This is a genomic window from Bradyrhizobium sp. U531, assembly GCF_051710265.1.
In the GTDB taxonomy this organism is placed as follows: Bacteria; Pseudomonadota; Alphaproteobacteria; order Rhizobiales; family Xanthobacteraceae; genus Bradyrhizobium.
This window is the reverse complement of record NZ_JASVEN010000003.1, coordinates 621,230-647,102: the sequence shown is the minus strand read 5'-3', so window position 1 is coordinate 647,102 and position 25,873 is coordinate 621,230. Positions and strand designations below refer to the sequence as shown.

Annotated in this window: 20 protein-coding genes; 9 read left to right on the top strand and 11 right to left on the bottom strand. The window is 64.2% G+C overall.

Features of this window, described 5'->3' with window-relative positions:
* Positions 1-70: 70 nt before the first annotated feature.
* On the bottom strand, positions 71-2,881 hold the full coding sequence (gene ppc, locus QRQ56_RS19210) for a phosphoenolpyruvate carboxylase (protein WP_438742242.1): 2,811 nt from the start codon (positions 2,879-2,881) through the stop codon (positions 71-73).
* A 1,296-nt stretch (positions 2,882-4,177) separates the two neighbouring features.
* On the opposite strand from ppc, the gene QRQ56_RS19205 reads away from it, so the two are divergent.
* The 3 genes from QRQ56_RS19205 to QRQ56_RS19195 all read left to right on the top strand — a co-directional run bounded on the left by QRQ56_RS19205 (position 4,178) and on the right by QRQ56_RS19195 (position 8,805).
* A complete protein-coding gene (locus QRQ56_RS19205) occupies positions 4,178-4,717 on the top strand; it encodes a hypothetical protein (RefSeq protein WP_438742241.1) in 540 nt (179 codons plus the stop codon).
* Positions 4,684-7,359, top strand: coding sequence for a hypothetical protein (locus QRQ56_RS19200; protein WP_438742239.1), 2,676 nt, complete (start codon positions 4,684-4,686; stop codon positions 7,357-7,359). The genes QRQ56_RS19205 and QRQ56_RS19200 overlap by 34 nt, the downstream gene beginning before the upstream one ends.
* A 249-nt stretch (positions 7,360-7,608) precedes the next feature.
* Positions 7,609-8,805: an MFS transporter gene (locus QRQ56_RS19195; protein WP_438742237.1), complete on the top strand. Its 1,197-nt coding sequence runs from the start codon at positions 7,609-7,611 to the stop codon at positions 8,803-8,805.
* A gap of 110 nt (positions 8,806-8,915) precedes the next feature.
* Here QRQ56_RS19195 and QRQ56_RS19190 read toward each other — a convergent pair whose 3' ends face one another.
* Entirely contained in the window at positions 8,916-9,371 is a 456-nt protein-coding gene (locus tag QRQ56_RS19190) for a hypothetical protein (protein WP_438742236.1), read from the bottom strand.
* Positions 9,372-9,867: 496 nt separating this feature from the next.
* Here QRQ56_RS19190 and QRQ56_RS19185 point away from each other — a divergent pair, with 496 nt between their 5' ends.
* Positions 9,868-12,216, top strand: coding sequence for a TonB-dependent receptor (locus QRQ56_RS19185; protein ID WP_438742234.1), 2,349 nt, complete (start codon positions 9,868-9,870; stop codon positions 12,214-12,216).
* Positions 12,217-12,250: 34 nt separating this feature from the next.
* On the opposite strand, the gene QRQ56_RS19180 is transcribed toward QRQ56_RS19185, so the two are convergent.
* From QRQ56_RS19180 to QRQ56_RS19165, 4 genes are all read right to left on the bottom strand, one after another.
* A complete protein-coding gene (locus tag QRQ56_RS19180; RefSeq protein WP_438742232.1) occupies positions 12,251-12,655 on the bottom strand; it encodes a YccF domain-containing protein in 405 nt (134 codons plus the stop codon).
* An 80-nt stretch (positions 12,656-12,735) separates the two neighbouring features.
* A complete protein-coding gene (locus QRQ56_RS19175; RefSeq protein ID WP_438742229.1) occupies positions 12,736-13,539 on the bottom strand; it encodes an enoyl-CoA hydratase/isomerase family protein in 804 nt (267 codons plus the stop codon).
* A gap of 100 nt (positions 13,540-13,639) precedes the next feature.
* A complete protein-coding gene (locus QRQ56_RS19170; RefSeq protein ID WP_438742227.1) occupies positions 13,640-15,184 on the bottom strand; it encodes an acyl-CoA synthetase in 1,545 nt (514 codons plus the stop codon).
* Between the two features lie 155 nt (positions 15,185-15,339).
* Positions 15,340-16,149, bottom strand: a complete 810-nt coding sequence (locus QRQ56_RS19165; RefSeq protein WP_438742225.1) for a crotonase/enoyl-CoA hydratase family protein — start codon at positions 16,147-16,149, stop codon at positions 15,340-15,342.
* A gap of 115 nt (positions 16,150-16,264) precedes the next feature.
* Here QRQ56_RS19165 and QRQ56_RS19160 point away from each other — a divergent pair, with 115 nt between their 5' ends.
* Complete coding sequence (locus QRQ56_RS19160; protein WP_438742223.1) at positions 16,265-17,137, top strand: SDR family oxidoreductase; 873 nt, start codon at positions 16,265-16,267, stop codon at positions 17,135-17,137.
* A gap of 228 nt (positions 17,138-17,365) precedes the next feature.
* Complete coding sequence (locus QRQ56_RS19155; RefSeq protein ID WP_438742221.1) at positions 17,366-18,946, top strand: fatty acid--CoA ligase; 1,581 nt, start codon at positions 17,366-17,368, stop codon at positions 18,944-18,946.
* Between the two features lie 203 nt (positions 18,947-19,149).
* On the opposite strand, the gene QRQ56_RS19150 is transcribed toward QRQ56_RS19155, so the two are convergent.
* Together QRQ56_RS19150 and QRQ56_RS19145 are read right to left on the bottom strand one after the other, a co-directional pair.
* A complete protein-coding gene (locus QRQ56_RS19150) occupies positions 19,150-19,719 on the bottom strand; it encodes a hypothetical protein (protein WP_438742219.1) in 570 nt (189 codons plus the stop codon).
* Positions 19,720-19,733: 14 nt separating this feature from the next.
* Complete coding sequence (locus tag QRQ56_RS19145) at positions 19,734-21,008, bottom strand: acyl-CoA dehydrogenase family protein (protein ID WP_438742216.1); 1,275 nt, start codon at positions 21,006-21,008, stop codon at positions 19,734-19,736.
* Between the two features lie 228 nt (positions 21,009-21,236).
* Here QRQ56_RS19145 and QRQ56_RS19140 point away from each other — a divergent pair, with 228 nt between their 5' ends.
* On the top strand, positions 21,237-22,016 hold the full coding sequence (locus QRQ56_RS19140) for an enoyl-CoA hydratase-related protein (protein ID WP_438742214.1): 780 nt from the start codon (positions 21,237-21,239) through the stop codon (positions 22,014-22,016).
* 221 nt (positions 22,017-22,237) lie between these two features.
* Here the strand turns inward: QRQ56_RS19140 and QRQ56_RS19135 are convergent, their stop codons facing one another.
* The 3 genes from QRQ56_RS19135 to QRQ56_RS19125 are packed head-to-tail and all read right to left on the bottom strand — an operon-like array spanning position 22,238 to position 24,404.
* The gene (locus tag QRQ56_RS19135) at positions 22,238-22,615 is read right to left on the bottom strand and encodes a DUF6285 domain-containing protein (protein ID WP_438742213.1); all 378 of its coding nucleotides are present in this window, start codon (positions 22,613-22,615) and stop codon (positions 22,238-22,240) included.
* A gap of 3 nt (positions 22,616-22,618) precedes the next feature.
* On the bottom strand, positions 22,619-23,605 hold the full coding sequence (locus tag QRQ56_RS19130) for a phosphotransferase family protein (RefSeq protein ID WP_438742210.1): 987 nt from the start codon (positions 23,603-23,605) through the stop codon (positions 22,619-22,621).
* Between the two features lie 10 nt (positions 23,606-23,615).
* Positions 23,616-24,404 carry an enoyl-CoA hydratase/isomerase gene (locus QRQ56_RS19125; RefSeq protein WP_438742208.1) on the bottom strand — a complete coding sequence of 263 codons (789 nt, stop codon included), beginning with the start codon at positions 24,402-24,404 and terminating at the stop codon, positions 23,616-23,618.
* A 200-nt stretch (positions 24,405-24,604) separates the two neighbouring features.
* Here QRQ56_RS19125 and QRQ56_RS19120 point away from each other — a divergent pair, with 200 nt between their 5' ends.
* Together QRQ56_RS19120 and QRQ56_RS19115 are read left to right on the top strand one after the other, a co-directional pair.
* Positions 24,605-25,384, top strand: a complete 780-nt coding sequence (locus QRQ56_RS19120; protein WP_438742207.1) for an SDR family NAD(P)-dependent oxidoreductase — start codon at positions 24,605-24,607, stop codon at positions 25,382-25,384.
* Positions 25,385-25,491: 107 nt separating this feature from the next.
* Positions 25,492-25,872, top strand: a complete 381-nt coding sequence (locus tag QRQ56_RS19115) for a VOC family protein (protein ID WP_438742204.1) — start codon at positions 25,492-25,494, stop codon at positions 25,870-25,872.
* The last annotated feature ends 1 nt before the right edge of the window (position 25,873 follow it).

Genomic DNA, 25,873 nt, shown 5'->3' with positions numbered 1-25,873 from the left:
GGAAGGACCAGACCCGGAATCTCGGGATTCCGGGTTCGCGCTTCGCGCGCCCCGGAATGACTGGTTGGGACTATCCCGTATTCCTCAATCCCGCCGAGATCCCGTTGATCGTCAGCTGAATCCCGCGCAGCACCTGCTCGTCCGGGTTCTGCGCGCGATGCTCTCTCAGGAGCTCGACCTGCACGTGGTTGAGCGGATCGAGATAGGGGAAGCGGTGACGCACGGAGCGCTCCAGCAGCGGATTGCCCTGCAGCAAGCGGTCCTGGCCCATGATGTCGAGCAGGCTCTCGATCGAGGCGTGCCATTCGCGGCGGATGCGGCCGAAGATCTTTTCGCGCAAGGCTTCGTCCGGCACCAATTCGGCATAGCGCGAGGCGATCGCGATCGAGCTTTTCGCGAGCACCATGTCCATGTTCGACAGCAGCATGCGGAAGAACGGCCATTCCCTGTACAGCTCTTTGAGGAACGGCATGCCCTGCTCTGGATGGGCGGCGATCCACTGCTCGACCGCGCTGCCGAAGCCGTACCAGCCCGGCAGCATCAGGCGGCACTGCGCCCAGGAGAACACCCAGGGGATCGCGCGCAGATCCTCGATCGCGCGGGTCTTCTTGCGCGAGGCCGGACGGCTCCCGATGTTCAGCGTCGCGATCTCGTTGATGACGGTCGACGACCAGAAATAATCGACGAAGCCTTCGGTCTCGTAGACGAGGCCGCGATAGGCTTTGAAGGCGAGGTTCGACAGCTCGTCCATCGCGGTGAGATATTCGCGGCGCGGCGCGCTCTGGCGCGGATGCAGGAGGCTCGCCTCCAGCGTCGCGGCGGCGAGAATCTCCAGATTGTTGCGGCCGACCTCGGCGTTGGAATATTTCGACGAGATGATCTCGCCCTGCTCGGTGATGCGGATCTGGCCGTTCACCGCCCCGCCCGGCTGGGCGATGATGGCGTCATAGCTCGGACCGCCGCCGCGCCCCACAGAGCCGCCGCGGCCGTGGAACAGGCGCAAGCGCACGTGATGGCGCTCGAACACTTCGACGAGATTGATCTCGGCCTTGTAGAGCTCCCAGCCCGAGGTGACGAAGCCGCCATCCTTGTTCGAGTCGGAATAGCCGAGCATGACCTCCTGCACGCTGCCGCGGCTGTCGACCAGACGACGGTAATCGTGCAGCGACAGCATGCGGTCCATGATGCCACTCGAGGCCTGCAGATCCTCGATGGTTTCGAACAACGGCACGATGTTGATGGCGCTGCGGCCGGAGGGATGAACGAGGCCGACCTCTTTCAAGAGCACCGCGACCTCGAGCATGTCGGACATGCCCTTGCACATCGAGATGATGCATTGGGGAATGGCGTCCGATCCGAACTTGGCATGCGCTTCCGCCGCGGAATGAAACACGTTGAGCTCGCCCATGGTCTCGTCGCTGTATTTGACGAAGGGTGAGACCAGCGCGCGCGTCGAACGCAGCTCGTTGGTGAGCAGCGAGATGCGCGCCTCCTCGCCGAGGGCGAGATAGGACATGCCGGGATTGGCGGCATCCATCAGCTCGGCGATGGTGCGCTCGTGCACCGCCGAGTTCTGGCGGATGTCGAGCCGCGCCAGATGGAAGCCGAAGCAGTCCACTGCGCGCCTGAGCAGCCGCAGCCGGCCACGCGCGATGACGCGGGCATTGTTGGAGATCAGCGAGCGGTGCAGCACGTCGAGATCAGCCTGCAACTCCTTCACGCTCGCGTAAGGCGCGCCCTTGCCGACCGGCCGGCGTGTGATCTCGACCTCGAGCTTCTCGGCCGTCGCGGTCAGGCGGGCATAGATGCCCGACACCGCCAGACGGTAGGGCTCTCCGCTGCGGTGCGGCGAGGTGTCCGGCGAGCGCTCGGCGAGGGTGCGCAGCTCCTCGGAGACGTCGGCCAGATGCGCCGCGATCGACAATTCCGAGCCGAGCACGTGCAGCTCGTTGAGATAGAACTGCATCACCCGGCTCGACTGCAGCCGCAACGTGCCGCGCATCACGTCGGCGGTGACGAAGGGATTGCCGTCGCGGTCGCCGCCGATCCAGCTCCCCATGCGCAGGAACGAGGCGAGCTCGGAAGCCGCCTGCTCGCCGCCCTCCTCCAGCCGGTCTTCCAGCGCGTTGACGAGGCGCGGCACCTCGCGCAGGAAAGTGTAGTCGTAGAACGACAGGCCGTTGGCGACCTCGTCGAGCACGGTCAGCTTGGTCCGGCGCAAGAGGTTGGTCTGCCACAGCGTCAGCACCTCGCGGCGAAGCTGCTCGTCGCTGGCATCGGCCTCCTCCGCGGTGAGCGCGACGCGTTCGCGGCGGTCGAGCAATCCTGCCACCTCCATCTCGCGGTCCATGGTGCTCTTGCGGCGCACCTCGGTCGGGTGCGCGGTGAGCACGGGGCTGACCAGGGCGGTCTTGAAGAAGGCACGGAGCTGATCGGCGCCGATGCCGGCATCCCTGGCATGGGCGAGCGTGTCCGCCAGCACACCGGAGCCGCCGCGCGCCCTGGTCTCCTTGGCGGCGCTGCGGGCGCGCATCTGGCGGATGTTGTTCTGGTCCTCGGCGATGTTGGCGAGGTGGGAGAAATAGCTGAAGGCGCGGACGATCCGCACCGTCTCCGAGGTCGACATGCTGTCGAGGATCTGCTCGAGCTCGCGGCGGGCGAGCCGGTCCTCGTCGCGGTGGAACCGGATCGAGGTCTGGCGGATACGCTCCACCAGGTCGAACAATTCGGCGCCCTCCTGGTCGCGCACGGTGTCGCCGAGGATGCGTCCGAGCAGGCGGATGTCGTCGCGCAGCCGCGCCTCCGCTTCCGTGACCTGGACGTCCTCGGGCCGGTTGGCACGGGATTCGGCGCTATCGGATGATACGGTCTGGAGGGACATGGCTCGCTCCTCTTGCAGAGCTCCCTGTGGCTCCCCGGCCTGTCGAGTGTGCGATATTTTTCTACCGCAGCGCAAGATGAACTTGGGAGCGGCGCACACTGGCGGCCGTCTGTGTCCCGGACGCGCCGCAACGCCTTTTGCGTTGCTGCGCAGAGCCGGGACCCAGGAAGCCACACGGTACATTTGGAGAGATGGGCCCCGGCTCTGCAGCGCACCACGTCGCGAAGGCGCGCCGCGCTGCGCTGCGTCCGGGGCACGAGAGCGGTGTCTCGACGCAAAGGCCTCCACAACGTCATTGCGAGCGCAGCGAAGCAATCCAGACTGCCGCGGCGGAAAGACTCTGGATTGCTTCGCTGCGCTCGCAATGACGGAGCAAGTTGCAATCGCCTTTTTTCCAGCTCGCATCTTCCCTCGCCAAACACACCTTCGCGTCCTCGCGGCGTATTCCGCCCGAGCTTTGCTGTCCGTTTCGCCCTCATCGAGAACAGAGGACGCAGGGAAGGCCGGGCGCCGGCTGGCACCCGAGGTCCGCACGCGACAAGACGCACGCGGGGTTGACCACAGGTGACGCCGGACGCCCGGCCTTCCCTGCGCAATGGTGTTACGGTTTATGGCGCGCTCTCCCCGGGGAGCGATGCACTATTGCCCCCGTCGCCTCGCGGCTGATCGATGCGCGCGCCGGTTGGCCGCCACATCGCCGCAAGCCTTGACGCCAGACTGCGGGCGCCAGGACCACACGCTTTTGCCGACCGCGGACGTCTCGCCCCGGACAATCGGAAGCTCGCGCGTGCTCGCCCCCGATGCCGAAACGAAACGCTGTGACCGCGCCGTGTCGTACCGCGGATCGTGACGGCTCACGGGGACTACCCGCCCTGCCATCCCGTCACGCGCCGGCGCCGCCGCATCCATCGCAACCCGGCCTTCGTATCGTGACGATCGCGAAACGCCCCTTTGACGGGCCGGGATGGAATGCGGTTTAGCCGAAACGGATATTTCGTTCAATCAGAATATTTTGCATCCTGTCCCTTGACCTGCCCATGGCGTGTTTTGCCCGTCGGGCGACGCGAGGGATTGGGTCAATCCGGACGGGTCATGGCATCGCGGCTCTATTCGTCTCGGTGCAACCAGTGGTATACTGTTCTAGACAGGGGCCCGGCTCGACCACGGACGTACGCACGCTGGCATTATTTCAAGAGGCCCTTGACGCTGACACGACCGCTCGCGCGGCGGTCGCCGATGCAAATGCGGTTTAGCAGTTACTCATTCACTGTCGTGCATATTTGAGGATGTTCCGCCATGAAAAGAATTGCTGTCTTTGCTTTGGCCACCGTCTTCCCCGTAGCGATTGGTGTCGCGCAGCCAGCCCCGCTCGGTTGGCCAGAAGTGACCGGCCTACTCGCCAAGGCTCGGACCCAAGCGACCACTTGTGTCGAGGTGCTCAAGTCCAGCGGGGACAAAGCTGCTCTCGCGAGCGCGCGGCTGACCTATGGGATGGCGAAGGGAGAGATGGACGGGGTCATTGCCGGGCTAACGACCGCCCTCGTCGAAGGTGGCAATCCCAACAACCTGCCGACAGTTCGAACCAGCCTCGAGGCGTCGGGAAAGGGCCTCAAAGAGATCTGTGACTCCGCCGTCAAGACGATCACTCCCAACACCAAAGGTGTGTGGGAAGAAGTCGCCAAGAGCTTGGTCGAACCGCTGATGAAGGCGATTTCCGAGGGCGTCGGCGCCCTTTGGACGCGCCATGTCGAAAAGGACAAGCTCGAACTCGAGACGACGAAGGCCCAGTTGGAGGCAGCGAAATGGCCCAATTTCGGAGACATCACCGCGCAATAGCCGTCGCCCTTTGGGCCTTGGCGGTCTCGGTCTTCGCGAGTGTGCCGGCGCAGGGTCAGGTATCGAAGGACGGAACAGATCTCTACGATCGCCCGGTGCTCGCCGTCGATCCCGGCATGCACTCGGCCGCGATTGCGTCGCAAGCCGTCGATGCCGCTGGTCACTTTGCGGTCACAAGCAGCGCTGATCGCACGGTACGGGTCTGGTCGGTCGCCGATGGCAAGCTGTTGCGCACGATCTGGATTCCCAGCGGCCCTGGGAGAGTAGGCAATGTGTCTACGGTGGCGATAAGTGCGGACGGAGCCATGCTCGCGGTGGGCGGCAGAACCGAGAGAACCATTGGTGACAGCCCGGTCTACCTGTTCGATCGCGAATCGGGAAATCTCATTCAGCGGATTAGCGGCGACGTTCCAGCTGATGCCAAACGCCTGCAATTTTCTCCTGACGGTCGTTTCCTTGCCGTCTTGTTTGCCGATACGCAAGGGCTGCGAGTCTTCGACCGCGACAAGCACTGGGGCGAGATCTTCCGCGAGGATCATTATGGAAAGAGCAGCTTTGGGGCATCGTTCACGCGCGACGGCCGCCTCGCAACTTCGAGCAGCGATGGCTTCATACGTTTGTATCGTTATGATCCCGCCGCCGAGCATCCGAATTTTCAACGCGTCGGCGAGCCCGTCCAGGCAGCGAGCGGAACTTACCCCTATGGAATAGGTTTCAGTCCGGACGGCACCCGACTGGCCATCGGCTACTGGGAGGCCGTGGTCGATATCCTGGACGGAAGTACGCTTGAACGCATAGGCGGACACAGCCCCGCAGGCGTCAGGGGATCCTTTTTCGGTTTCACCATGGTTGCGTGGTCCCGCGATGGTCAAACCTTGTTTGCCGGCGGCTCCGTGGTCGATCCCCAAGGGAATGTAGTTCTCCTGGCGTGGGACGGGGGCGGGCTAGCCGACGAACGCCGCATTACGACCCGGTGCTTCGTGACAGCGATGAGTGGCATCAACACCCTGCCGGAGGGACGAGTCATTGTTGCCCTGCAAACACCTTCCCTCTGCCTCTTGGATGCGCAAGAAGAGATAGTGTGGACCGTTACCTCGCCGATCCTGCCCGTAACCGGTCCGGCCGACAGCGTGCGTGTTTCCCGGGATGGCAAGGTCATCGATTTCAGCGCGGCCCGATCGGGAGGGCCCGTCTTGAGATTCGATGCGAGGTCACTGACGTTATCCAGCTCCCCCATCGATGACGGGGTCACCATTGCGCCGTTTCGCAAAGGCTTGGCGATTCTCCACTGGGAGGACGAAAATTACACGACGCTGAACGGCCGCGTACTTCCGATCGCAAATGAGATGGCGCGCAGCCTCGCCATCGCTACGGACGGGAAGCGCTTCTTTCTCGGCACGCACTGGGCGCTCAGGGCGTTCGACGATGCAGGATCCGTCATATGGTCCTACTTTGGTCGAGGCGAAGTTCTCGCAGTGAATGCCAGTGAAGATGGGCGGATCGTCGTTGCGGCTTATACCGACGGAACACTTCGCTGGCATCGCGCCGCCGACGGACACGAAATCCTTGCCTTGCAGGTCCTCCGGAACAAGAGTGATCCCACCAAGTGGGACTGGGTGCTCTGGACTCCCGAAGGCTTCTATGAGGCGACGCCAGATGCCGGGCATGTTCTAAAGTGGATGGTAAACCACGGCCCCGACAACGCCGCGACGTCGCTTCCGGTTTCCGCCATCGCCAGGCTACATCGGCCAAATACGTTGCCTCTCGTCCTGGACCAGCTCGAGACCGCGCGGGCGATCGGCATCGACGAAGTTACGAAGGCGAGATTTGACGTTCAGGCCAAGACCGCAAGCGCCAAGCCGCCGGGCGGGGTACTCCATGTCTTGACGATCGGCATCGACAAGTTCGACGACAAGGCAGGAGACCTGCACCTCGACTACGCCGTCAAGGACGCACACGACGTCGCGACCGCACTTCTCGAAAGTCAGAAAGGCGGCCCCGGCAAGGCCAGTCTCTACGCCGACGTCAGCTTGACATATCTCCCCAACAGCAAGGCTGGCGGCGCGGCCATTCTCGACGCGCTCGACGCCATGGCGCAAGCCGTGGCAAAAGGTGATCCGGGTCAGGACCTTGCCGTCATTCTTATTTCGAGCCACGGCCTGATGATCGACGGGCAGTTCTACATCATCCCGTATGACTTCGATGCGGGATCACGGAACAAGAGCATGAAGAGCGGGGTCTCGGCGAGCGAATTTGCCAAGAAGGTGCAGGCGCTCGCCAATCATGGAAAGGTTCTGCTGTTGCTCGACGCCTGCCATTCCGGCGCGATCGGTGCCCAAGGTTGGGCCACCGACCCCGACGCCAAGGTCCTTCGGGATGCCATGGATCTCGAAAACGTCACCGTTCTGACCTCGTCCAGAAGGAACGAATTGTCGGAAGAGCTCCCGGACTGGAAGCATGGCGCTCTCGCTCAGGCCTTCCTGGACGCACTCGCCGGAGCAGCCGACGCGCAGGGCATCGTCAAGCTTTCAGCACTGACCGACGCGATCGAGAACGAGATCCAGTCGCTGACCAAGGGCCGGCAACACCTCGGCATGCATGTCAATTTCAACGGCGATCTGTTCGTGGCAAAACGATACTGACGGCGGGCCGCCTAGAGGGGATATGCCGCTGGAGCGCAGCGAAACCCATAACGTCGCGTCATCGGCGGACGGGACGATGGGTTTCGCTGCGCTCTACCCATCCTACGAGTTGCTGCGAGTTTGCGGCTGCCGCCCTGTCAAGGGCCGGTTTCCAGATCGGTCGGTTGCTGAAAAGGGCCTGTTTCGACCGGCGAGCTTCCGCTAGTTGAAGGACAAGGGCCAAGGAGTGCCCGTTGAGGAAGCGATCCCGTGAAGACATCGCCGTTCCGGCGGATCATCGACGCACCGGACTTCTGGCGATTGTGGTGGATTGGGCTGATCGTCGCCACCGTGCGCTGGGTCGAGACCGTCGCGGTCGGGATCGTCGTCTACCAGCGCACCGAGTCGGCGTTTCTGGTCGCGATGATGACCATGCTCCGCCTGCTGCCGATGGGTCTGTTCGGCGTGTTTCTCGGCGCGCTCGCCGAGCGGCTTGACCGCGGCCGAATGCTGTTCGTCGTCGTCGCTCTGATGGCCGGCACCTCCGCGATCCTGGCGATCCTGAACGCGACCGGACGGCTCGAGATCTGGCATCTCGCCTTTGCCAGCTTCGTCAACGGCTGCGGCTGGTGCACCGACAACCCGGTACGGCGCGTGATGATCGGCGAGGCCGTCGGCCGCGACAAGATGAGCCTCGCGATGTCGCTCGATGTCGGCGCCAGCAATGCAAGCCGCATGGTCGGCCCGGTGATCGGCGGGACCCTGCTCGCCGGGGCGGGGCTGCAGGGCGTCCTGCTGTTGAGCACGCTGATGTACTGCGCGGCGCTGGCGGCTGTTCTGACGATCCGCGCACGTGCGGCTCACGCTGCGCAGACGGGGCCCGTGCTGACGCGCATCGCCGAGGGTCTCGCCCTGGCTCGCAGCGACAAGCGCATCCGCGGCGTGCTGATCGTGACCATCATCTACAATGTCTTTGCCTGGCCGTTCACCAGCATGATCCCGGTGATCGGGCGCGATCGCCTGCATCTGGGCCCGGAGGGCGTCGGCCTGCTCGCGACCATGGACGGGATCGGCGCTTTCGCAGGCGCACTCGTGCTCGCGCTGTGGCTCACCCCGAAATGGTACGGCCGGGCCTTCGTCGGCGGTGTGCTCTGCTACATGGTCACGGTCGTGACTTTCGCGCTGTCGCAAAGCCCGACGCTGGCGGGTGCGGCCTTGATCGTGACAGGGATCGGCGGCGCCGGCTTTGGAACGATGCAGGCCACGCTGGTCTACCTCGCCTCCCCGCCCGAGATGCGCTCGCGCATCCTCGGCGTCCTCACCGTCTGCATCGGCATCGGTCCGCTCGGCTTCTTCTGGCTGGGCTGGCTTGCCGACCGCATCGGCTCCCACAACGCCACGGCCTTCACCGGCGCATTGGGCCTCCTGGCCATGGCTGCCAGCTGGCATTGGTGGAAGGAGATCTGAGGGCCAAGCAGCGTAGCGCGCAGAATGAGTAGGGCTTAGCGAAACCCATCATGCTCCGTCATCGGAAGACGGGTCGATGGGTTCTGCTCGCGCTCTCCCCACCCCACGAGCTAGATGCCTTCCTCGCAGCGATGCAGCCCCAAAGTCTCCCGTCCGGATGCGACGAAGCGGCCGTCGCGTACGGTGTAATTGCCGGCTTCGTCCCGGTTATAGATCGACCGCAGCGTCCCATCCGCCTGCAAGACAATTCCGTTTTCACGTGTTTTTTGAAAATTGGGAAACTCCGTGTGGAGGATGAGCATGTTGTTTTCGCCTCTCGTCACCTCCACGACCTCGTACCCGCGATCCCTGTCAGCGGGATCCTGCCGGTAGATGAGACGACCTTCCCTCGTGATCTCATAGGCCACGCCGTTATTCGCGCCGCGTTGAACCGGTACGGCGCAGTCGATGGCCCATCTGCCAATCAATCCCCATTTACGGACGATCTCCGCCGGCGTAGCGGCGCCTGCTGATCCAGCCATCAAAGCGAGGATCAACAGAGCAAGGAATTGGCGAAGAAGCGCCATTTGGCTCTCCACTCCCGAGCTTGGAGAGAATGAGAATACAAAATCAGCGACGGACTGCAACAGAGCTCATCATGCATCTGACAGCACACGCAGGATGGGCAGCGCCTTTGCGAAGCCCATCACGCATCGCCATCGGCGAACGGGTCGATGGGTTTCGCTTCGCCCGACCTATCTGACGCGTGCACGCGGGCCACGGGTTACCGCTGGGCACGCGAGCCCTGACGGCCGATCGTGCCGCTCCCCAAGCTTTGAGAGCAATTCTAAAGTGCCTGAGGACGGATGGATTCGCGCCGGAGATATTTCGCGACGCACACGCTGGAAACGATAAGACACTGAATAGAAATGTTTTCTTCGCCCACGCGCGAGTTAGATCGATTCCAAACAAGCATTTCTCGATTTATTCCATTCCAAAGACTGGAAGCCCTGTGACGGCCGACGCCTAGACGCTCGAAAGCGCCTCTGCGTAAGACCGCCGATCACGCGTTGGGGGGCATCCATGTCGAAGGCAAGTTCGAGCACACCATCATATCGGCACATGTCGGCGACGACGATCATGCTGACGAGCGCGATCGCGCTGGGGGTCGGCGGCATGGCGACGACGGCGGGAGCCCAGTCGGCCGCGCCTGGCGCGAACCTGCCTGCCGTGACGGTGACCGCGCCGGACAACAGACCGCGCTCGGTCAATTCGACGTCGCGACGATCGCCGGCGGGCCGCACCCGCAGAGCCCAGGTCGCTCGCAGACCTGACAACGCGCCGGCGGAAAAGCCGACATTCGGCCCGACCCAGGACGCCCGCACCGGCACCGTCGGAGTCTATTCGGACAGCACGGCGACGGCGACCAAGACCAACACCAAGATCGTCAACATTCCGCAGTCGGTCACGGTCCTGACCAAGGACTACATCCGCGACCAATCCTTCCAGACGCTCACCGACGTGACCCGCTACGTCCCCGGCGTGGCGATCCACCAGGGCGAAGGCAATCGCGACGAGCTGGTGATCCGGGGCGTGAACTCCAGCGCGAACTTCTACGTCAACGGCTTCCGCGATGACGTCCAGTATTTCCGCGACCTCTACAACACCCAGAGCATCGAGGTGTTGAAAGGGCCGAGCGCGCTGACGTTCGGACGCGGCGCCGGCGGAGGCCTCGTCAACCGCACCCTGAAGGAAGCCGACGGTCAGCGGATCTACGAAGCGACGATGCAGACCGGCTCCTACAGCAACAAGCGCGTCTCGCTCGACGCGGGACAAGCGGTCAACGAAAACGTCGCGGTGCGGCTCAACACCTTCTACGAGAACAGCGACACGTTCCGCGACTACGGCCACTTCGAACGCTACGGGTTCAACCCCACGGTAACGTTGAAGCCGACCGACGACACCAAGGTGAAGCTGTCTTACGAATTCTACCACGATTTTCGCCTCGCCGATCGCGGCAACCCCTCGCTCGGCGTGCCCGGCGGGGCGACGCGCTTCAATCCCACCGTGCCGTTCGCACCGAACGGCGACCTCACCACCTTCTTCGGCAGCCCGCTCTACAACAGCGCCAGGGTCGAAGTGCAGACCGGCATGGCCGTCGTCGAGCACGATTTCGGCAATGGCCTGACGGTGAAGAATTCGACGCTCTATGCCGACTACAATCGCGGCTACCGCAACGTCTATCCCGGCGGCACCGGCGGCGGCCCGGGTGGCGGCGCGGTGACGCCCGATCTCTCCACCGTGTCGCTCAATGCCTATCAGAACGACACGCCGCGCGAAAACGCCTTCAACCAGACCGATTTCGTCTACAAGACGGCGACCGGGCCGGTGCTCCACACCATCGCGTTCGGCACCGAGTTCGGCCGGCAGACCGGGCTGAGCCGGCGCGATTCAGGCACCTTCCCGAACAATGGCGGCAAGCTTTTTGACACGGTCAATCCGTTCAACCCGACCTATTTCGGGCCGGTCGTGTTCACGCATTTGCCTAGCGACGCCAACAGCAAATACCGGCTGAACATCGCCTCGGGATATGCGCAGGACCAGATCGAACTGACCCGCTGGCTGCAGCTCTTCGTCGGCGCGCGCTATGACAGCTTCGACCTGTCGGCGCTCGATCTCAACAGCAGCATCAGCCGCGGCAGGGTCGACGAGAAAGTCTCGCCGCGGGCCGCGATCATCGTCAAGCCGATCGACGATCTCTCGATCTACACGGCCTGGAGCATTTCATATTTGCCGGCGTCGGGGGACCAGTTCAGCGCGCTGAACCCCGGCACGCTCGTGCTCGAGCCTCAGAAGTTCGCGAACACGGAAGTCGGCGTCAAGTGGAACATCAATCCCAAGCTCTTGTTCACGGCGGCGGCCTTCGAGCTGAACCGAAGCAACGTGCCGATCGCGGACCCAAGCAATCCCGGCTTCTTCTTCCCGAGCGGCGCCCACAAGATCCGCGGCGCCGAGGCGGCCGTGACGGGCTTCGTCACACCGGATTGGCAGACCACCTTCGGCTACGCCTATACCGACGCACGCATCACCAGCGCGACCTCCGCGACGATCGTCCCAGGCAATCGCGTGCAGCTCGTGCCGTACAACCAGTTTGCCTGGTGGAACAAGTACCAGATCGACGCCCGATGGGCCGCCTCGCTCGGCGCGATCTATTTCTCGGATTCCTTCGCATCGTCCGACGACAGCGTCCGTCTTCCCGGCTTCTGGCGGTTCGACGCGGGCCTGTTCGCCAAGATCGACCAGACCTGGAGCGCGCAGCTCAATGTCGAGAACATCTTCAACAAGAGCTATTGGGCGACGGCCGACGGCAACAACAACATCTCGCCGGGCCAGGGCCGGACGGTCCGCGTCAGCGCACGCGCGCGGTTCTGACGGACGATGAATGGAACAGCCGGTCGTGCGCGCCTCAGGCGGGCACGATCACCTTGCCGATCGGCCAGAGCGCGATGCCCGCGAGCTTGAGATGCGCCCAGGCAAAGGGAATACCGATGATGGTGACCGCGAGCACGAGAGCAGTCAGGAGGTGGCCGAGCGCCAGCCACCAGCCGGCGAGCACGAACCAGATGATGTTGCCGATCACCCCGAGCGGGCCGGTGCCGATATCCTCGATCCCCGTGACATCGTAGCGGCTGACCGCGCGCGAGCCGAACGGCAGCAGCGTGTAGATCGCGATGTTGAACGCCGCGCGCGCCCAGGGCAGGCCGATGATGGTGACGGCCATGATGACCGCGGCCACCAGCCAGCCGAACGCCATCCAGGCGCCGCCGATGAGGATCCAGAGGATGTTGAGCAGCATGGAGACGGGGGTCATGGGATGATCCGCAAGTGGATGATCACCCTATATAGGATCGAAATCTGTCTCTGCTAAGACGGCCGCTACGGGCTACGGGGTTACCGCCCCTCGAAATTCGGCTCGCGCTTCTCCATGAACGCCTTCATGCCCTCCGCCATGTCCTGGGTTTTGAACAGCGGCAGCAGCTGGAGATAGACGTGGTGGACGTGGTCGTGGAAATTCTCGTTGAGGCCCATCCGCATCATGCGCTTGGAGGCCTGCACCGCGAGCGGCGCGTTGGCGGCGATTTCACGGGCGACCGCGGTGGCGCGGCTCATCAGCTCGGCATCCGGCACGACCTCGTTGGCGAGGCCCCAGTCCAGGCACTCGCGGGCGCTCAGCGTGCGGCCGGTGAAGATCAGCTCGGAGGCCTTGGCCCAGCCGAGCATGCGCGGCAGCAGCCAGGTGCCGCCGGATTCCGGCACCACGCCGCGCTTGACGAAGGCCGCGGCGAGCTTTGAGGATTCCGCCATGATGCGGATGTCGCAGCCGAGCGCGGTGTCCATGCCATAGCCGGCCGCGCCGCCGTTGACGGCGCAGATGGTCGGCTTGTCCATCGCCTGCAGCACCGTCGGCGGCGTGTTGCGCAAATTGATCGTGGTCGGCGAGGACGCGGCGGACAGGCCGTTGCCGTCGCGCTCCTTGCGCAGGTCGAGCCCGGCGCAGAACGCCCTGCCCTTGCCGGTGAGGATGACGACGCGGACGTTCTTGTCCTCGTTGGCTTCGGTGAGCAGCCGCGCCAGATCGTTCAGCATCGGGCCGGAGATCGTGTTCATCCGCTCCGGCGCGTTCAGCGTGATGGTCGCGATGTGGTCGGCGACGGAGTAGAGGACTTCGTTGGTCTGGTCAGCCGCGTCGCTCATGGGAATCCCCCGCTCTTGTAGCCCGGATGAGCGCAGCGACATCCGGGATCATAACTCACACTGTCCCGGATATCGCTTCGCTCATCCGGGCTACAAACTGTCAAATCTTCCGTCCCGCCTGCTCCCAATAGGGATCGCGCAGGCGGCGCTTGAAGATCTTGCCGGAATCCTCGCGCGGCAATCCCGAGCGGATCTCGATGTGTTTTGGAACTTTGTAGTCGGCGAGATGCGCCTTCAGCGCGGCGCGCACACCGGCGGCATCGAGGGCAACACCCGGCTGCGGCTCCACCACCGCCATCAGCGCCTCGCCGAATTCGGCATCGGGGATGCCGAACACCGCGCAATCATGCACGCCGGGCACGGCATGCAGCACGGATTCGATCTCGGCCGGATAGATGTTGACGCCGCCCGAGATCACCATGTCGCGCTTGCGGTCGCAGATGAAGACGTAGCCGTCCGCATCGATATAGCCGACGTCGCCGGAGGTGATGAAACCGTCGCAGTCGATCTCGGCGCGCTTCTCCGGTTTATTGTGGTAAGTGAAGTCGGCAAGCGCGGCCATGCGGGAATAGATCTCGCCGATTTCGCCGACGCCGAGCACGCGGCCGTCATCGCCGAGGAAGCGCAGCTCCGCGCCGGGCGATATCTTGCCGACGGTGCCGGGCTTCTTCAGCGCATCCTCTGATGTTGCGAAGGTGACGGCGCTGGATTCGGTCGAGCCGTAGAATTCGTAGATCACCGGACCCCACCATTCGATCATGGCGCGCTTGACGTCGGCCGGGCACGGCGCGGCGGCGTGGATGACGTGGCGCAGCGAGGAGACGTCGTATCTCTTGCGCACCGCCTCCGGCAGCTTCATCAGGCGGATGAACATGGTCGGCACCATGAAGATGGTGTCGATCCTGTACCGCTCGATCGCGTCCAGGAATTCCTCAGGCTCGAAGCGCGGCATCAGCACCAAGGCGCCGCCGAGCTTGCCGGCGCGGATGCCGAAGGAATTCGGCGCGGAATGATAGAGCGGGCCCGGCAGGATCGCGCGAGCGCCGGGCTTGAGCCCATAGATCATCGCGCGCATCCGCTCGCCCGCAGCCTGCTGCTCCGGCGTCGGCGCGTTGCGGCGGACGCCCTTGGGATGGCCCGTCGTGCCCGAGGTGTAGATCATGTTCATTGGCTGCGGCACGACCGGGCCGTCATAGGGCTGGAATTGTGCGAGCCAGGGTTCGAAATCGATCGCGAAATCCGGTGTCTTCAGGTGATCCGGATCGATCTTGTAGCTGGACAGGATCTCGGGCGGCGTTGGCACGCTGAGCACGGTGACGCCTGCGGGAATCGCATCGCGCAGGGCGTGCAGCATGTCGGCATGGCCGATCAGCACGGACGTGCCGGTGTCGCCAAGGATGTAATTGATCTCTTCCGGCTTGAAGTGCCAGTTGATCGGCACGCCGTAAGCCCCGAGCCGCATGGCGGCATAGGCCGCCTCGATGAAGGCGATGTCGTTGCGCATCAGCATGCAGACGCAGTCGCCCTGGCGGACGCCGATCTTCGCAAGGCCCGAGGCGATGCGATCGGCGCGGGCTGCGACCTCAGTGTGGGTGCGGCGGCGGTCGCCGGAGACGATGCCGAGGAATTGGGACGTTTCACTCATTGTTGTATTCCGATCTTTCGTCGGGTTGAACACCTTGACCACAATCTCAGCCGTCATTCCGGGATGCGCCGAAGGCGCAGGCCCGGAATCCATAACCACGAGCCGGGGTTATGGATTCCGGGCCCGATGCTACGCATCGCCCCGGAATGACGAACTCAATCCGCATACTTCGCCGCGCGCTTCTCCAGATTGGAGCGCACCGCCTCGGTCTGGTTGGCGCTGCCGATCAGCTTCTGCTGCTCGACCGATTCCGCGAGCAGCGCCGGGCCCGGATCGACCGAAAGATTGTTGAGCAGCCGCTTGGCCGCGCGAATCGCATCGGGGCTCTTGCCGGCGATCTCGCGCGCGACCTCGAGCGCCGCAGCGCGCGGGTCGTCGCAGATGCGCGTGGCGAGGCCGTAAGCCATCGCCTCCTGCGCGGAGAAGATGCGGCCGGTGTAGGTGAGATCGCGCAGGATGTCGTCGCGCACGAGGCTTGCGAGGATCGGCGTGCCCGCCATGTCGGGCACGAGACCCCATTTGATCTCCATGATCGACATCCGCGCATCGGGCGTGAGGAAGCGCATGTCGGCGCCGAGTGCGAGCTGGAAGCCACCGCCGAAGGCAACGCCCTGGATCGCAGCGATCACTGGCACCGGCAATTGGCGCCACCCCCATACCGCCTGCTGCGGGAAGTTCGCCTGGCCATGCGTGCGCTTGGTGAGGTCGCGATTTTCGCCACCCGGAATTCCGTTGCCGCCGCCTTCCTTCATGGCGGCAAAACGCCCCATGTCGAGGCCGGCGCAGAAGGCGCGGCCCTCGCCGGAGAGCACGACGACACGGACGCCTTTTTCCTTCGAAAGCCGGTCGGTTGCGGCGACGAGAGCCTCGAACATAGCCTGATCGAGCGCATTCATCTTGTCCGCGCGCACCAGGCGCACGTCGGCGACGCCTTCCGAGATCGAGATCGAGACGCGCTCTTCCATGGATGAATTCTCCTCAGTTTTTGCCTGTTCTTGTTCGGTGCCGCTTTACAGAAAGACGGCGGCCGGATTTAGTCAATCGACCAATTAACTGACAATCCGTACGGGAGAAACAGCCATGTTCAAGGAAAATCTTCTGGCTGGGCGGCGTATTCTCGTGACCGGCGGCGGCACCGGTCTCGGCAAGTCGATGGCGGCACGCTTCCTCCAGCTCGGCGCCGAAGTGCACATCTGCGGCCGGCGCAAGATCGTCTGCGACGAGACCGCGACCGAGCTGATGGATCTTTATGGCGGCAAGGTCACCAGCCACGGCGTCGACATCCGCAATTCGCTCGCGGTCGAGGAGATGGTCGAGAACATCTTCCGCGACGGCGGCCTCACCGACCTCATCAACAACGCCGCCGGCAATTTCATCTCGCGCACCGAGGAGCTGTCGCCGCGCGGCTTCGACGCGGTCGCCAACATCGTCATGCACGGCACGTTCTACGTGACCCATGCGGTCGGCAAGCGCTGGGTCGCGGCGAAGCAACCCGGCAACGTCGTCTCGATCACCGTGACCTGGGTGCGCAACGGCTCGCCCTACGTGGTGCCGTCGGCGATGAGCAAGTCGGCGATCCACGCCATGACGATGTCGCTCGCGACCGAATGGGGCCGCCACGGCATCCGCCTCAACACCATCGCGCCCGGCGAAATCCCGACCGAGGGCATGAGCAAGCGCATCAAGCCCGGCGATGAGGCCGGCGCCCGCACCAAGGCGATGAACCCGATGGGCCGCGTCGGCACCATGGAGGAGCTGCAGAACCTCGCGACGTTCCTGATCTCCGGCGGCTGCGACTGGATCAACGGCGAGACCATCGCCATGGACGGCGCCCAGGCGCTCGCGATGGGCGGAAATTTCTACCAGCTCCGCGACTGGAGCGACGACGACTGGAAAACCGCGCGCGACAGCATCATGGCGCAGAACGAGAAGGACCGCGCGAAGCGGGGGTAGCACGCTCTCGTGCCCCGGACGCAGCGCAGCACGTAGTGATGCGCTGCTGAGCCGGGGCCCAGAACGCTTCGGATACGGCAATAGAATGGGTCCCGGCTCTGCGCAGCAGCGCTACGCGCTGCAGCGCGTCCGGGACGCGAGACCTCCGTCTGCCCTTTCCACCTTGCCTCCACCCACAGATGCCGCCACACTCCCCTGCATAAAAACAACATCGCCTACGGGAGAAACATGTCCACCACACAGCCATTGGCGAACCTCGCCGACATGGTGCGCGAGCGCGCCAGCAGCCGCGGCAACGCCACCGCCTACGAGTTCGAAGGCCGCGTCACCAGCTTTGCCGAGTTCGACGTTGGGACCAACAAGGTCGCGAACGCGCTTTTGGCGATGGGCCTGAAGAAGGGCGACCGCATCGCCTATCTCGGCAAGAACAGCGATCTCTATTTCGAGCTCCTGATGGGGGCGATGAAGGCCGGCGTCGTCATGGCGCCGGTGAACTGGCGGCTCGCAGGACCGGAGGTCGCCTTCATCGTCGCCGATTGCAAGGCGCCGGTGCTGTTCGTCGGGCCGGAGTTCATTACCCAGGTCCGGCAGATCAAGGACCAGTTGCCCGGCGTGCACACCGTCATCACCACCGAAGGCGGTGCGCCGGAATGGCAGGATTTTACGGCCTGGCGCGATGCGCAGAAGGGCGACGATCCGAAGGTGCCGATTGACACTCGGGATATCGCGATCCAGCTCTACACCTCGGGCACCACGGGCAAGCCGAAGGGTGCGATGCTGAGCCACGCGAACTTCCTCAACCTCGTGCAAACAGGCAATGCCGCGGACAAGCCGGAATGGAACCGTTGGTCCACCGACGACGTCTCGCTGGTGGCGATGCCGATCTTCCACATCGGCGGCTCCGGCTGGGGTGTGATGGGGCTCTATCACGGCGCCCGCGGCGTGATCGCGCGCGAGTTCGATCCGACCAAGGTGCTGGATTTCTTCGAGCAGTCCGGCATCACGAAACTGTTCATGGTGCCGGCGGCGATGCAGTTCGTGGTGCGGCAGCCGCGCGCGAAGACGGTCGATTTCTCCAGGCTGAAATACATGCTGTACGGCGCCTCGCCTATCCCGGCGGCGCTGCTGAAGGAATGCATCGACATCTTCAAGTGCGGCTTCGTGCAGATGTACGGCATGACGGAGACCACGGGCACCATCGTCGCGCTGCCGCCGGAGGACCATGTCGAGGGCCTCGAGCGGATGCGCTCGGCCGGCAAGGCGCTTCCGGGCGTCGAGATCGCCATTCTCGATGCGGACGGCAAGCCGCTGCCGCCGCGCGAGGTCGGCGAGATCGCGACGCGCTCGGGCTCGAACATGGCCGGCTACTGGAACCTGCCGGAAGCGACCGCCTCGACGCTGCGCGGCGATGGCTGGCTGCGCACGGGCGACGCCGGCTACATGGATGAGGACGGCTATCTCTACATCCACGATCGCATCAAGGACATGATCATCTCCGGCGGCGAGAACATCTATCCCGCCGAGGTCGAGAGCGCGCTGTGCGATCATCCTGATGTCGCCGAGGCTGCCGTGATCGGCATTCCCGACGAAAAATGGGGCGAGGCCGTGAAGGCGGTCGTGGTGATGAAGCCGGGCAAGGAAGCGACCGCCACCGACATCATCAACTTCACCCGGACGCGCATCGCCGGCTTCAAGACGCCGAAGAGCGTGGAGTTCCTGCCGGCGCTGCCGCGCAATCCTTCAGGGAAGATCTTGCGGCGGCAACTGCGCGAGCCGTATTGGGCGGGGAAGGACCGACGAGTGAATTGACCGCCGCTGCGCGCAAGCCAGAGTCCCGACAAGGCGACATCTCTGGATTGCTTCGCTACGTTCGCAATGACGGTGTGGAGGCATATGCGCGCCTCTCTCCTCGTCATTGCGAGGAGCTCTCGCGACAAAGCAATCCAGACTGTCTCAACTGACAAGGTGAGGTAGGGTACGCAAAGGGCGCAAAGGCGCCCGTGCTTACCGCGCTACTCGGCCCGATCGGGCAGCAGCTTGAATCGCTTCCTGGACTTGTCCCACTTGTATTGACTGAAGTGATCGCACTCCAGGCAGTGCTGCAATGTAACCGTTCCGTCGTCGGACGCCGATACGACCCCGAACTGATTTTTCCCGCGCAGCTCGACGAGATGCCGAACGATCGGTGGCTTGCCTTCCGGCCAGGCCGCAATCAGGAGGAAAGCACCCCGCTCACCCCTGCAGCTCTCGTAGACGCCGACCAGCGCCGTCTGCTTGGCTTTCGACCCTTCAAAGACTCGGTCAACCGCAAAGGGTGACTGACTGTCACCGAAATAAGCGGCCTCCTCAGCCGGAAACATGTCGCGCCGCAGCTCGTTCACTCTGCACCAGCCGCGGCGCATCTGCGCGGCCGGAATGCCGCGGACATCCGTGCCGGACGGATGATATTCAGTACGGAGCCACCAAGCGTATCCTTCAGGCGTAGGCGATATCACGACGAGCGGCCTCTCCTCGGCACCGCGCACGGCGGAGTTGCCCAGCAGGACAATGACCGCAAAGATCGCGGGCAGAAAGTTTCTCACCCGGCGTTCTCCGTTCAATGCTTCCCCGGCCCCATATAGCCGAACAGGAATCCCGCCACCTTCCGCATCTGGATCTCCTCGCTGCCCTCGGTGATGCGGTAGCGGCGGTGGTGGCGGTAGATATGCTCGAACGGCTTGTGGCGAGAATAGCCCATGCCGCCGTGGACCTGCATGGCGCGGTCGGCGGATTCGCAGCAGAGACGGTTTGCCCAGTAGTTGCACATTGAGACGCGGTCGGAGAGCGTCCGCTCGACCTGCTCCTCGGTGAGCTGGTCCATCTCCCAGGCGGTCTTGCGGATCAACAGGCGCAGCATCTCGGCTTGCGTCGCCAGCTCGACCAGGGGGAACTGGATCGCCTGGTTCTCCGCCAGCGCCCGGCCGAACGGCTTTCGCTCGCGTGCATACTTCACGCTCTCGTTGATGCAGTAGACGGCGGCGCCCAGTGAGCTCGCGGCCTGGCGGATGCGGTTCTGGTGGACAAAGCACTGAGCCAAGGACAGGCCGCGGCCGACTTCGCCGAACAACGCATCCTCAGGCACGAACACGTCCGTGAAGCTGACGCGGGGATGGTCGGTCGGCATGTTGAAGGTCCACATATACTCCTCGACCTTCACACCATCGCTCTTGGCCGGCACCAGGAAGCAGGTGATGCCGCGGGCATCGCCGTCGTTACCGCTCGTGCGCGCGAACAGCGCGCAATGGGTGGCGACGTGCATGCCGGTGGTCCACATCTTCTCGCCGTTGATGATCCAGCCCTTGACGTTGTCGCGGGTCGCGGGCACCGCGCGCGTCTCCATGTGGGTGGCGTCCGAGCCGTGATTGGGCTCGGTGAGGCCGAAGGTGATGCGATACTTGCCCTTGATCGAGCCGTCGATCATCGCCTTCTGGTCGTCGCGGCCGTAGCGGTCGAGCATGGTCACGACCGGGAAATTGCCGACGACGGAGTGCTCGTTCTGGAGGTCGTTGTGGAGGCCGAGGCCCTTCGCCGCGAAATGCTCACGGATCACGGCCATCCAGAGATTGGAGCCGTCCTTGCCGCCATATTGCTTCGACACCGGAAAGCGCAAATGCCCGGCGGCGTCCGCAAGGTCCTTGGCCCTGCGCAGCAGCGCTTCCCATTCGTGGCGCGGCAGGCCGCCATTCTCGAAATCGGTGCGCGCCCATTCGCGGCGGTGATCGAAGAAGCGGATGTTGTCGTCGGCCGCTTCCAGCGGCTTGATCTCGCGTTCGATGAAACGGTCGAGCTCTCCGAGATAGGCGACGAGATCGGCAGGCAATGAGAAATCCACAGGTTCTCTCCCGGATTGATTTTATCGTTTTGCGTTAAGGCGCTAGGCGCATTCTTGCTTCGCACGATTAAGGTGAGAAGAGCGCCGCCAAGTCAAGCAAGGTGAAGCAAGCGCGCCGAGGCGTGACCGCGACGCAAAGCGCACCAGCGCAATTCGATGGTGCTCCGGCACTGGGGCGCGCTACTATGATCGCAATATTCCTTCACGAGAAAATGCGGGGAACGCGCGATGGAGCTGAAGTTTTCGAAGGTGGAACGCAAGGGGCCGATCACGATCGTGACGCTGTCGCGGCCCGAGGTCTACAACGCCTTGCACACCGATGCGCATTTCGAGCTGCAGAAGGTGTTCGACGATTTCTCCGCAGACCCCGAGCAGTGGATCGCGATCGTCACGGGCGCCGGCGACAAGGCGTTCTGCGCCGGCAACGATCTGAAGTGGCAGGCGGCGGGCGGAAAACGCGGCTGGGACAAGGGCGGTTTCGCCGGCCTCACTGCGCGATTCGATTGCGACAAGCCGATCATTGCGGCGGTGAACGGGGTTGCAATGGGCGGCGGCTTCGAAATCGCGCTCGCCTGCGATCTCATCATCGCCTCGGAGAATGCGACCTTCGCCCTGCCCGAGCCGCGCGTCGGCCTTGCCGCGCTCGCTGGCGGCCTGCACCGGCTGCCGCGGCAGATCGGGCTGAAGCGCGCCATGGGCATGATCCTCACCGCGCGCCATGTCAGCGCCAAGGAAGGCCTCGAGCTTGGTTTCGTCAACGAGGTGGTTCCGCAGGGCGAAGCACTCCTGGCCGCACTGCGCTGGGCGGAGATGATCACCAAGAACTCGCCGATGTCGATCCGGGCCTCCAAGCAGGCGATCCAGAAGGGCCTCGGCGTCTCGCTGGAGCAGGCGATCGCGGAGCAGCGCGACTATCCGGCCGTGAAGGCGATGGCGGCCTCGCAGGATTACATCGAGGGCCCGAAGGCATTCTCGGAGAAGCGGCCGCCGAAATGGGTGGGGAAGTAGGAGGCGCTCTCCCCGCTCGTCATTGCGAGGAGCTCTTGCGACGAAGCAATCCAGTCTGCCTCCGCGGAAAGATTCTGGATTGCTTCGCTGCGCTCGCAATGACGGGGAGAGGCCGGATCGCCTCGCCGCGCCGCAGGTGCGTAGGATGGGTAGAGCGCAGCGAAACCCGTCTATGGCGAGGCGAGATGTGAGATGATGGGTTTCGCTGCGCTCTACCCATCCTACGAAGTTCGCCCCTGCTCCCGCTTGTAGGACGCATAGTTCGGCTGATCCACCGCGAGCTTGTCCATCGTGGTCGCCCACAGATGCTCGGCGAGGCCGGGCGTTGCAAGATCGACCTCGCCCTTGGCGATGCGCTCGGCGAGCGCGTGGTTGAGATCCGTTACCGAGCCGTCGATACCGAGCAGCGCACGGAGCCGGTCGACTTCCGCGGCATCGCTCCCCGCCTCCCGCGTCAGCTGGCGCGTAACGAGATCTAGGATGTTGATGGCGACGCGGAGCTTGAAGGCCTGGTGGCCGGAGATCAGCGGGGCGATGTCGCTCCGGAGGAAATCGGCGACGGATTTGGTCAGCTCGATCGGGGTCGGCTCGTCCTGCATGTGTCAGCTCCCGCGCGGCGCCAGCAGCCGCAACAGATCGATCTCGGTCTCGGAGGCGCGGCGGCCGATCATGGCGCGCTCCATGGAATGATCAGGGCCCTCGCGGAACCGCTGCATCATGCCGCCGCACATGATGCCCCAGCGCAGCGTGCCCATCACTTCCCAGAACTTGACGCGCGCCGGATCGACCTTGCGGCCGGCGGCCTCGTAACCGGCGAACAACTCCTCGCGCGAACCAAATCCGCCGACGGGCTTGTCGATCTCGCCGAAGCGCCAGGAGTTGACGCAGACCCAGCCGAGATCCTCCATGGGATCGCCGAGATGGGCGAGCTCCCAGTCGAGCACGGCACGAACGCCATCGGCGCCGATGATGAGATTGCCGTTGCGGAAATCGCCGTGCACCAGCGTGGTCTCGTCCGAGGGGCCGGGATCGTGATCGCGCAGCCAGCGCAGCGCCAGCTCGAACACCGGCTTCGGCCAATTCAGGCTGCGATAGTCGCGATCGAACTCGGCGATCTCCTGCGTCGCGCCGCGGCTGCGCAGCTCGGGCAATTTGTCCTGCGGCAATTTGTGGAGGCCAGCGAGAATGCCGCCGATCTGCCGCGCGAGGCGCGGCCGCGCCGCCGCGAACTCGTCATCGCGCAGGATCTTGCGCGCGATGGTCTCGCCCTCGACCCGCTGCATGATGAAGCCGGTGCCGAGATCGTCCTCCGGCACGAGCACATGCATCACGCGCGGCGACGGCACGCCGGCCTCGAACGCGAGTTGCATCAGCTGCGCTTCGGCGGCAAGGCCCGCCGCGCGCGTCGGCGCGGCGCCATATCCTTTCGGCGAGCGCCGAAGGATCGCGCCGATCACGCCATCGGGATGGGTGATGTCGAAGCGCCAGGTTTCCTGGCTGGCGCCGCCCGACAATTTGGCAGCGCCAGTGACGCCGGTCGCGCCCTTGCACCAGCGCTGCGCGCTGCGGGAAAGCTCGGCCTCGATCATTTGCCTTTGATCATTTGCCGTTGAACTTGGCCGGCCGCTTCTCCAGGAACGCCCCGACGCCCTCGCGGAAGTCCTGGGTGTCGCCGGCGCGGAGCTGGCACTGGAATTCGAGATTGAGCTGATCCTCGAAGGAGTTTTCCGGGCTGTCCCAATAGAGCTTGCGGATCAGCGACAGCGCCACGGTCGGGCCGCTGGCGAGATCGCGCGCGAGCTTCATCGCCTCCTCCATCAGCACGCCGTCGTCATAGACGCGGTTGACGAGGCCCCATTCCAGCGCCTTCTCCGCCGGCAGCCGCTCGCCCATCAGCGACAATTCGATCGAGCGCGCCCGGCCGATCAGGCGCGGCAGCAGCCAGGTCGAGCCGCAATCCGGCACGAGGCCGATACGGCGGAAGGCCTGCAGGAAATAGGACGAGCGCGCGCACAGGATCATGTCGCCGAGCAGCGCGAAGCTCATGCCGGCGCCGGCCGCCGGACCATTCACCGCGGTGATGATGGGGCAATGCAGGTTGCGGATGCGGCGCAGGAAGGGATGGAAGCCGGTCTCCAGCGTCAGGCCGGCCTTGGTCTTCTTCGACTGGTTGTTGCGGCCCTGCAAATTGGCGCCGGTGCAGAAGGCGCGGCCCGCGCCGGTCAGCACGACGCAGCGCACCTCGTCCCTCTTGTCCTCGATCGTGTCGAGCGCTTCGGCAAGGCCGCCCAGCATGTCCACGGAAACGGCGTTCATCACCTCCTGATGGTCGAGCCTGAGGATTGCGACCGAGCCATCGAAATCGAGCGTGACGTGTTTGAACTGCATTGTTTCCTCGTGCGTTGCGGCCCGCGTCAGTTTCGCAGGCCGGAATTCGTCTTGTCGGGGCGCATATTTGATTTTTGGCGCGGTCTTGTCCATGGTGATCAGAGCATAGCAAGCAATCTTGCGCGCAGCGGCTGATGGGCCGCGCCCCAGGATGTCCTGCCAAGAATTGCCAAGAAGTTGCCAAAAACAGGAAACGCGCCATGACCATTTTCGACCTCACCGGCCGCGTCGCGGTAATCACCGGCGGCAACGGCGGCATTGGCCTCGGCATCGCGCAGGCGCTCGCGGGCCAGGGCTGCAACGTCTCGATCTGGGGCCGCAACGCCGACAAGAACAAGGCGGCTGCCGCGAGCATGGCGGGCCTGGCGGGCAAGGTCGATGCCCGCGTCTGCGACGTCACCGATCCGGCTTCGGTCGATGCCGCGATGAAGGCGACGCTCGATACGTTCGGCCGGGTCGACGGCTGCTTCGCCAATGCCGGAATCGGCGGCGGCGGCCGACGCTCCTTCATCGAGCGCACCGAAGAGGAATGGCGCACGATGTTTGCGACCAACCTCGATGGCGTGTTCCACGCGTTCCAGGCCGCCGCGAAGCACATGACCGAGCGCGCCAACGCCGGCGATCCCTTCGGCCGGCTGGTTGCGACCTCGAGCCTCGCCTCGATTTTCGGCACGGCGCGCAACGAGCATTATGCGGCGACCAAGGCCGCGATCAACGCGCTGGTGCGCGCGCTCGGCGTCGAGCTCGCCCGCCACTGCGTCACCGCCAATGCGATCCTGCCCGGCTGGATCAAGAGCGACATGACCGCCGGCATCATGGCCAACGAAAAGTTCGTCGCCAACGTGATGCCGCGCATTCCGATGCGCCGCTTCGGCGAAGCCTCCGATTTCGGTGGCATCGCCGTGTATCTGATGAGCAAGGCGTCGTCGTACCACACGGCCGATACGTTCGTGATCGACGGCGGCTATACCGCGTTTTGAGATCTCGTAGCCCGGATGGAGCGAAGCGCAATCCGGGACTGCCACAAGCAAGCAAGACCCGGATTTCGCTTCGCTCCATCCGGGCTACAAACTGAGGGAATGGGCAAATGTTCTCGCACATCATGATCGGCACCAACGATCTCGACAAGGCCAAGACGTTCTACGACAATCTGCTGAACACGCTCGAGGTGCGGCCGGCCAGGGTCGACGGCCATCGCATCTTCTACATCACCAAGACCGGCGTTTTCTCGGTGTCGAAGCCGATCAACGGCGAACCGGCGACTTGCGCGAATGGCGGCACGATCGGCTTTGCCGCCAACTCGCCAGAGCAGGTCGATGCCTGGCACGCGGCGGGCCTAGCCGCCGGCGGCAAGACGATCGAGGATCCGCCCGGCATCCGCCAGGGCCCCGGCGGCAAGCTCTATCTCGCCTATCTGCGCGACCTCGACGGCAACAAGATCTGCGCGATGCATCGGCTGCCGAACTGAG

Excerpts from the sequence above, each read along its gene's own strand:
- QRQ56_RS19120 (WP_438742207.1), top strand. The coding sequence starts at position 24,605 with ATGACCATTTTCGACCTCACCGGCCGCGTCGCGGTAATCACCGGCGGC.
- QRQ56_RS19130 (WP_438742210.1), bottom strand. The coding sequence starts at position 23,605 with ATGATCGAGGCCGAGCTTTCCCGCAGCGCGCAGCGCTGGTGCAAGGGC.
- QRQ56_RS19165 (WP_438742225.1), bottom strand. The coding sequence starts at position 16,149 with ATGGAAGAGCGCGTCTCGATCTCGATCTCGGAAGGCGTCGCCGACGTG.
- QRQ56_RS19125 (WP_438742208.1), bottom strand. The coding sequence starts at position 24,404 with ATGCAGTTCAAACACGTCACGCTCGATTTCGATGGCTCGGTCGCAATC.
- QRQ56_RS19185 (WP_438742234.1), top strand. The coding sequence starts at position 9,868 with ATGTCGAAGGCAAGTTCGAGCACACCATCATATCGGCACATGTCGGCG.
- QRQ56_RS19115 (WP_438742204.1), top strand. The coding sequence starts at position 25,492 with ATGTTCTCGCACATCATGATCGGCACCAACGATCTCGACAAGGCCAAG.
- QRQ56_RS19155 (WP_438742221.1), top strand. The coding sequence starts at position 17,366 with ATGTCCACCACACAGCCATTGGCGAACCTCGCCGACATGGTGCGCGAG.
- QRQ56_RS19170 (WP_438742227.1), bottom strand. The coding sequence starts at position 15,184 with ATGAGTGAAACGTCCCAATTCCTCGGCATCGTCTCCGGCGACCGCCGC.
- QRQ56_RS19175 (WP_438742229.1), bottom strand. The coding sequence starts at position 13,539 with ATGAGCGACGCGGCTGACCAGACCAACGAAGTCCTCTACTCCGTCGCC.
- QRQ56_RS19200 (WP_438742239.1), top strand. The coding sequence starts at position 4,684 with ATGGCCCAATTTCGGAGACATCACCGCGCAATAGCCGTCGCCCTTTGG.
- QRQ56_RS19140 (WP_438742214.1), top strand. The coding sequence starts at position 21,237 with ATGGAGCTGAAGTTTTCGAAGGTGGAACGCAAGGGGCCGATCACGATC.
- QRQ56_RS19180 (WP_438742232.1), bottom strand. The coding sequence starts at position 12,655 with ATGACCCCCGTCTCCATGCTGCTCAACATCCTCTGGATCCTCATCGGC.
- ppc (WP_438742242.1), bottom strand. The coding sequence starts at position 2,881 with ATGTCCCTCCAGACCGTATCATCCGATAGCGCCGAATCCCGTGCCAAC.
- QRQ56_RS19205 (WP_438742241.1), top strand. The coding sequence starts at position 4,178 with ATGAAAAGAATTGCTGTCTTTGCTTTGGCCACCGTCTTCCCCGTAGCG.
- QRQ56_RS19135 (WP_438742213.1), bottom strand. The coding sequence starts at position 22,615 with ATGCAGGACGAGCCGACCCCGATCGAGCTGACCAAATCCGTCGCCGAT.
- QRQ56_RS19160 (WP_438742223.1), top strand. The coding sequence starts at position 16,265 with ATGTTCAAGGAAAATCTTCTGGCTGGGCGGCGTATTCTCGTGACCGGC.
- QRQ56_RS19190 (WP_438742236.1), bottom strand. The coding sequence starts at position 9,371 with ATGGCGCTTCTTCGCCAATTCCTTGCTCTGTTGATCCTCGCTTTGATG.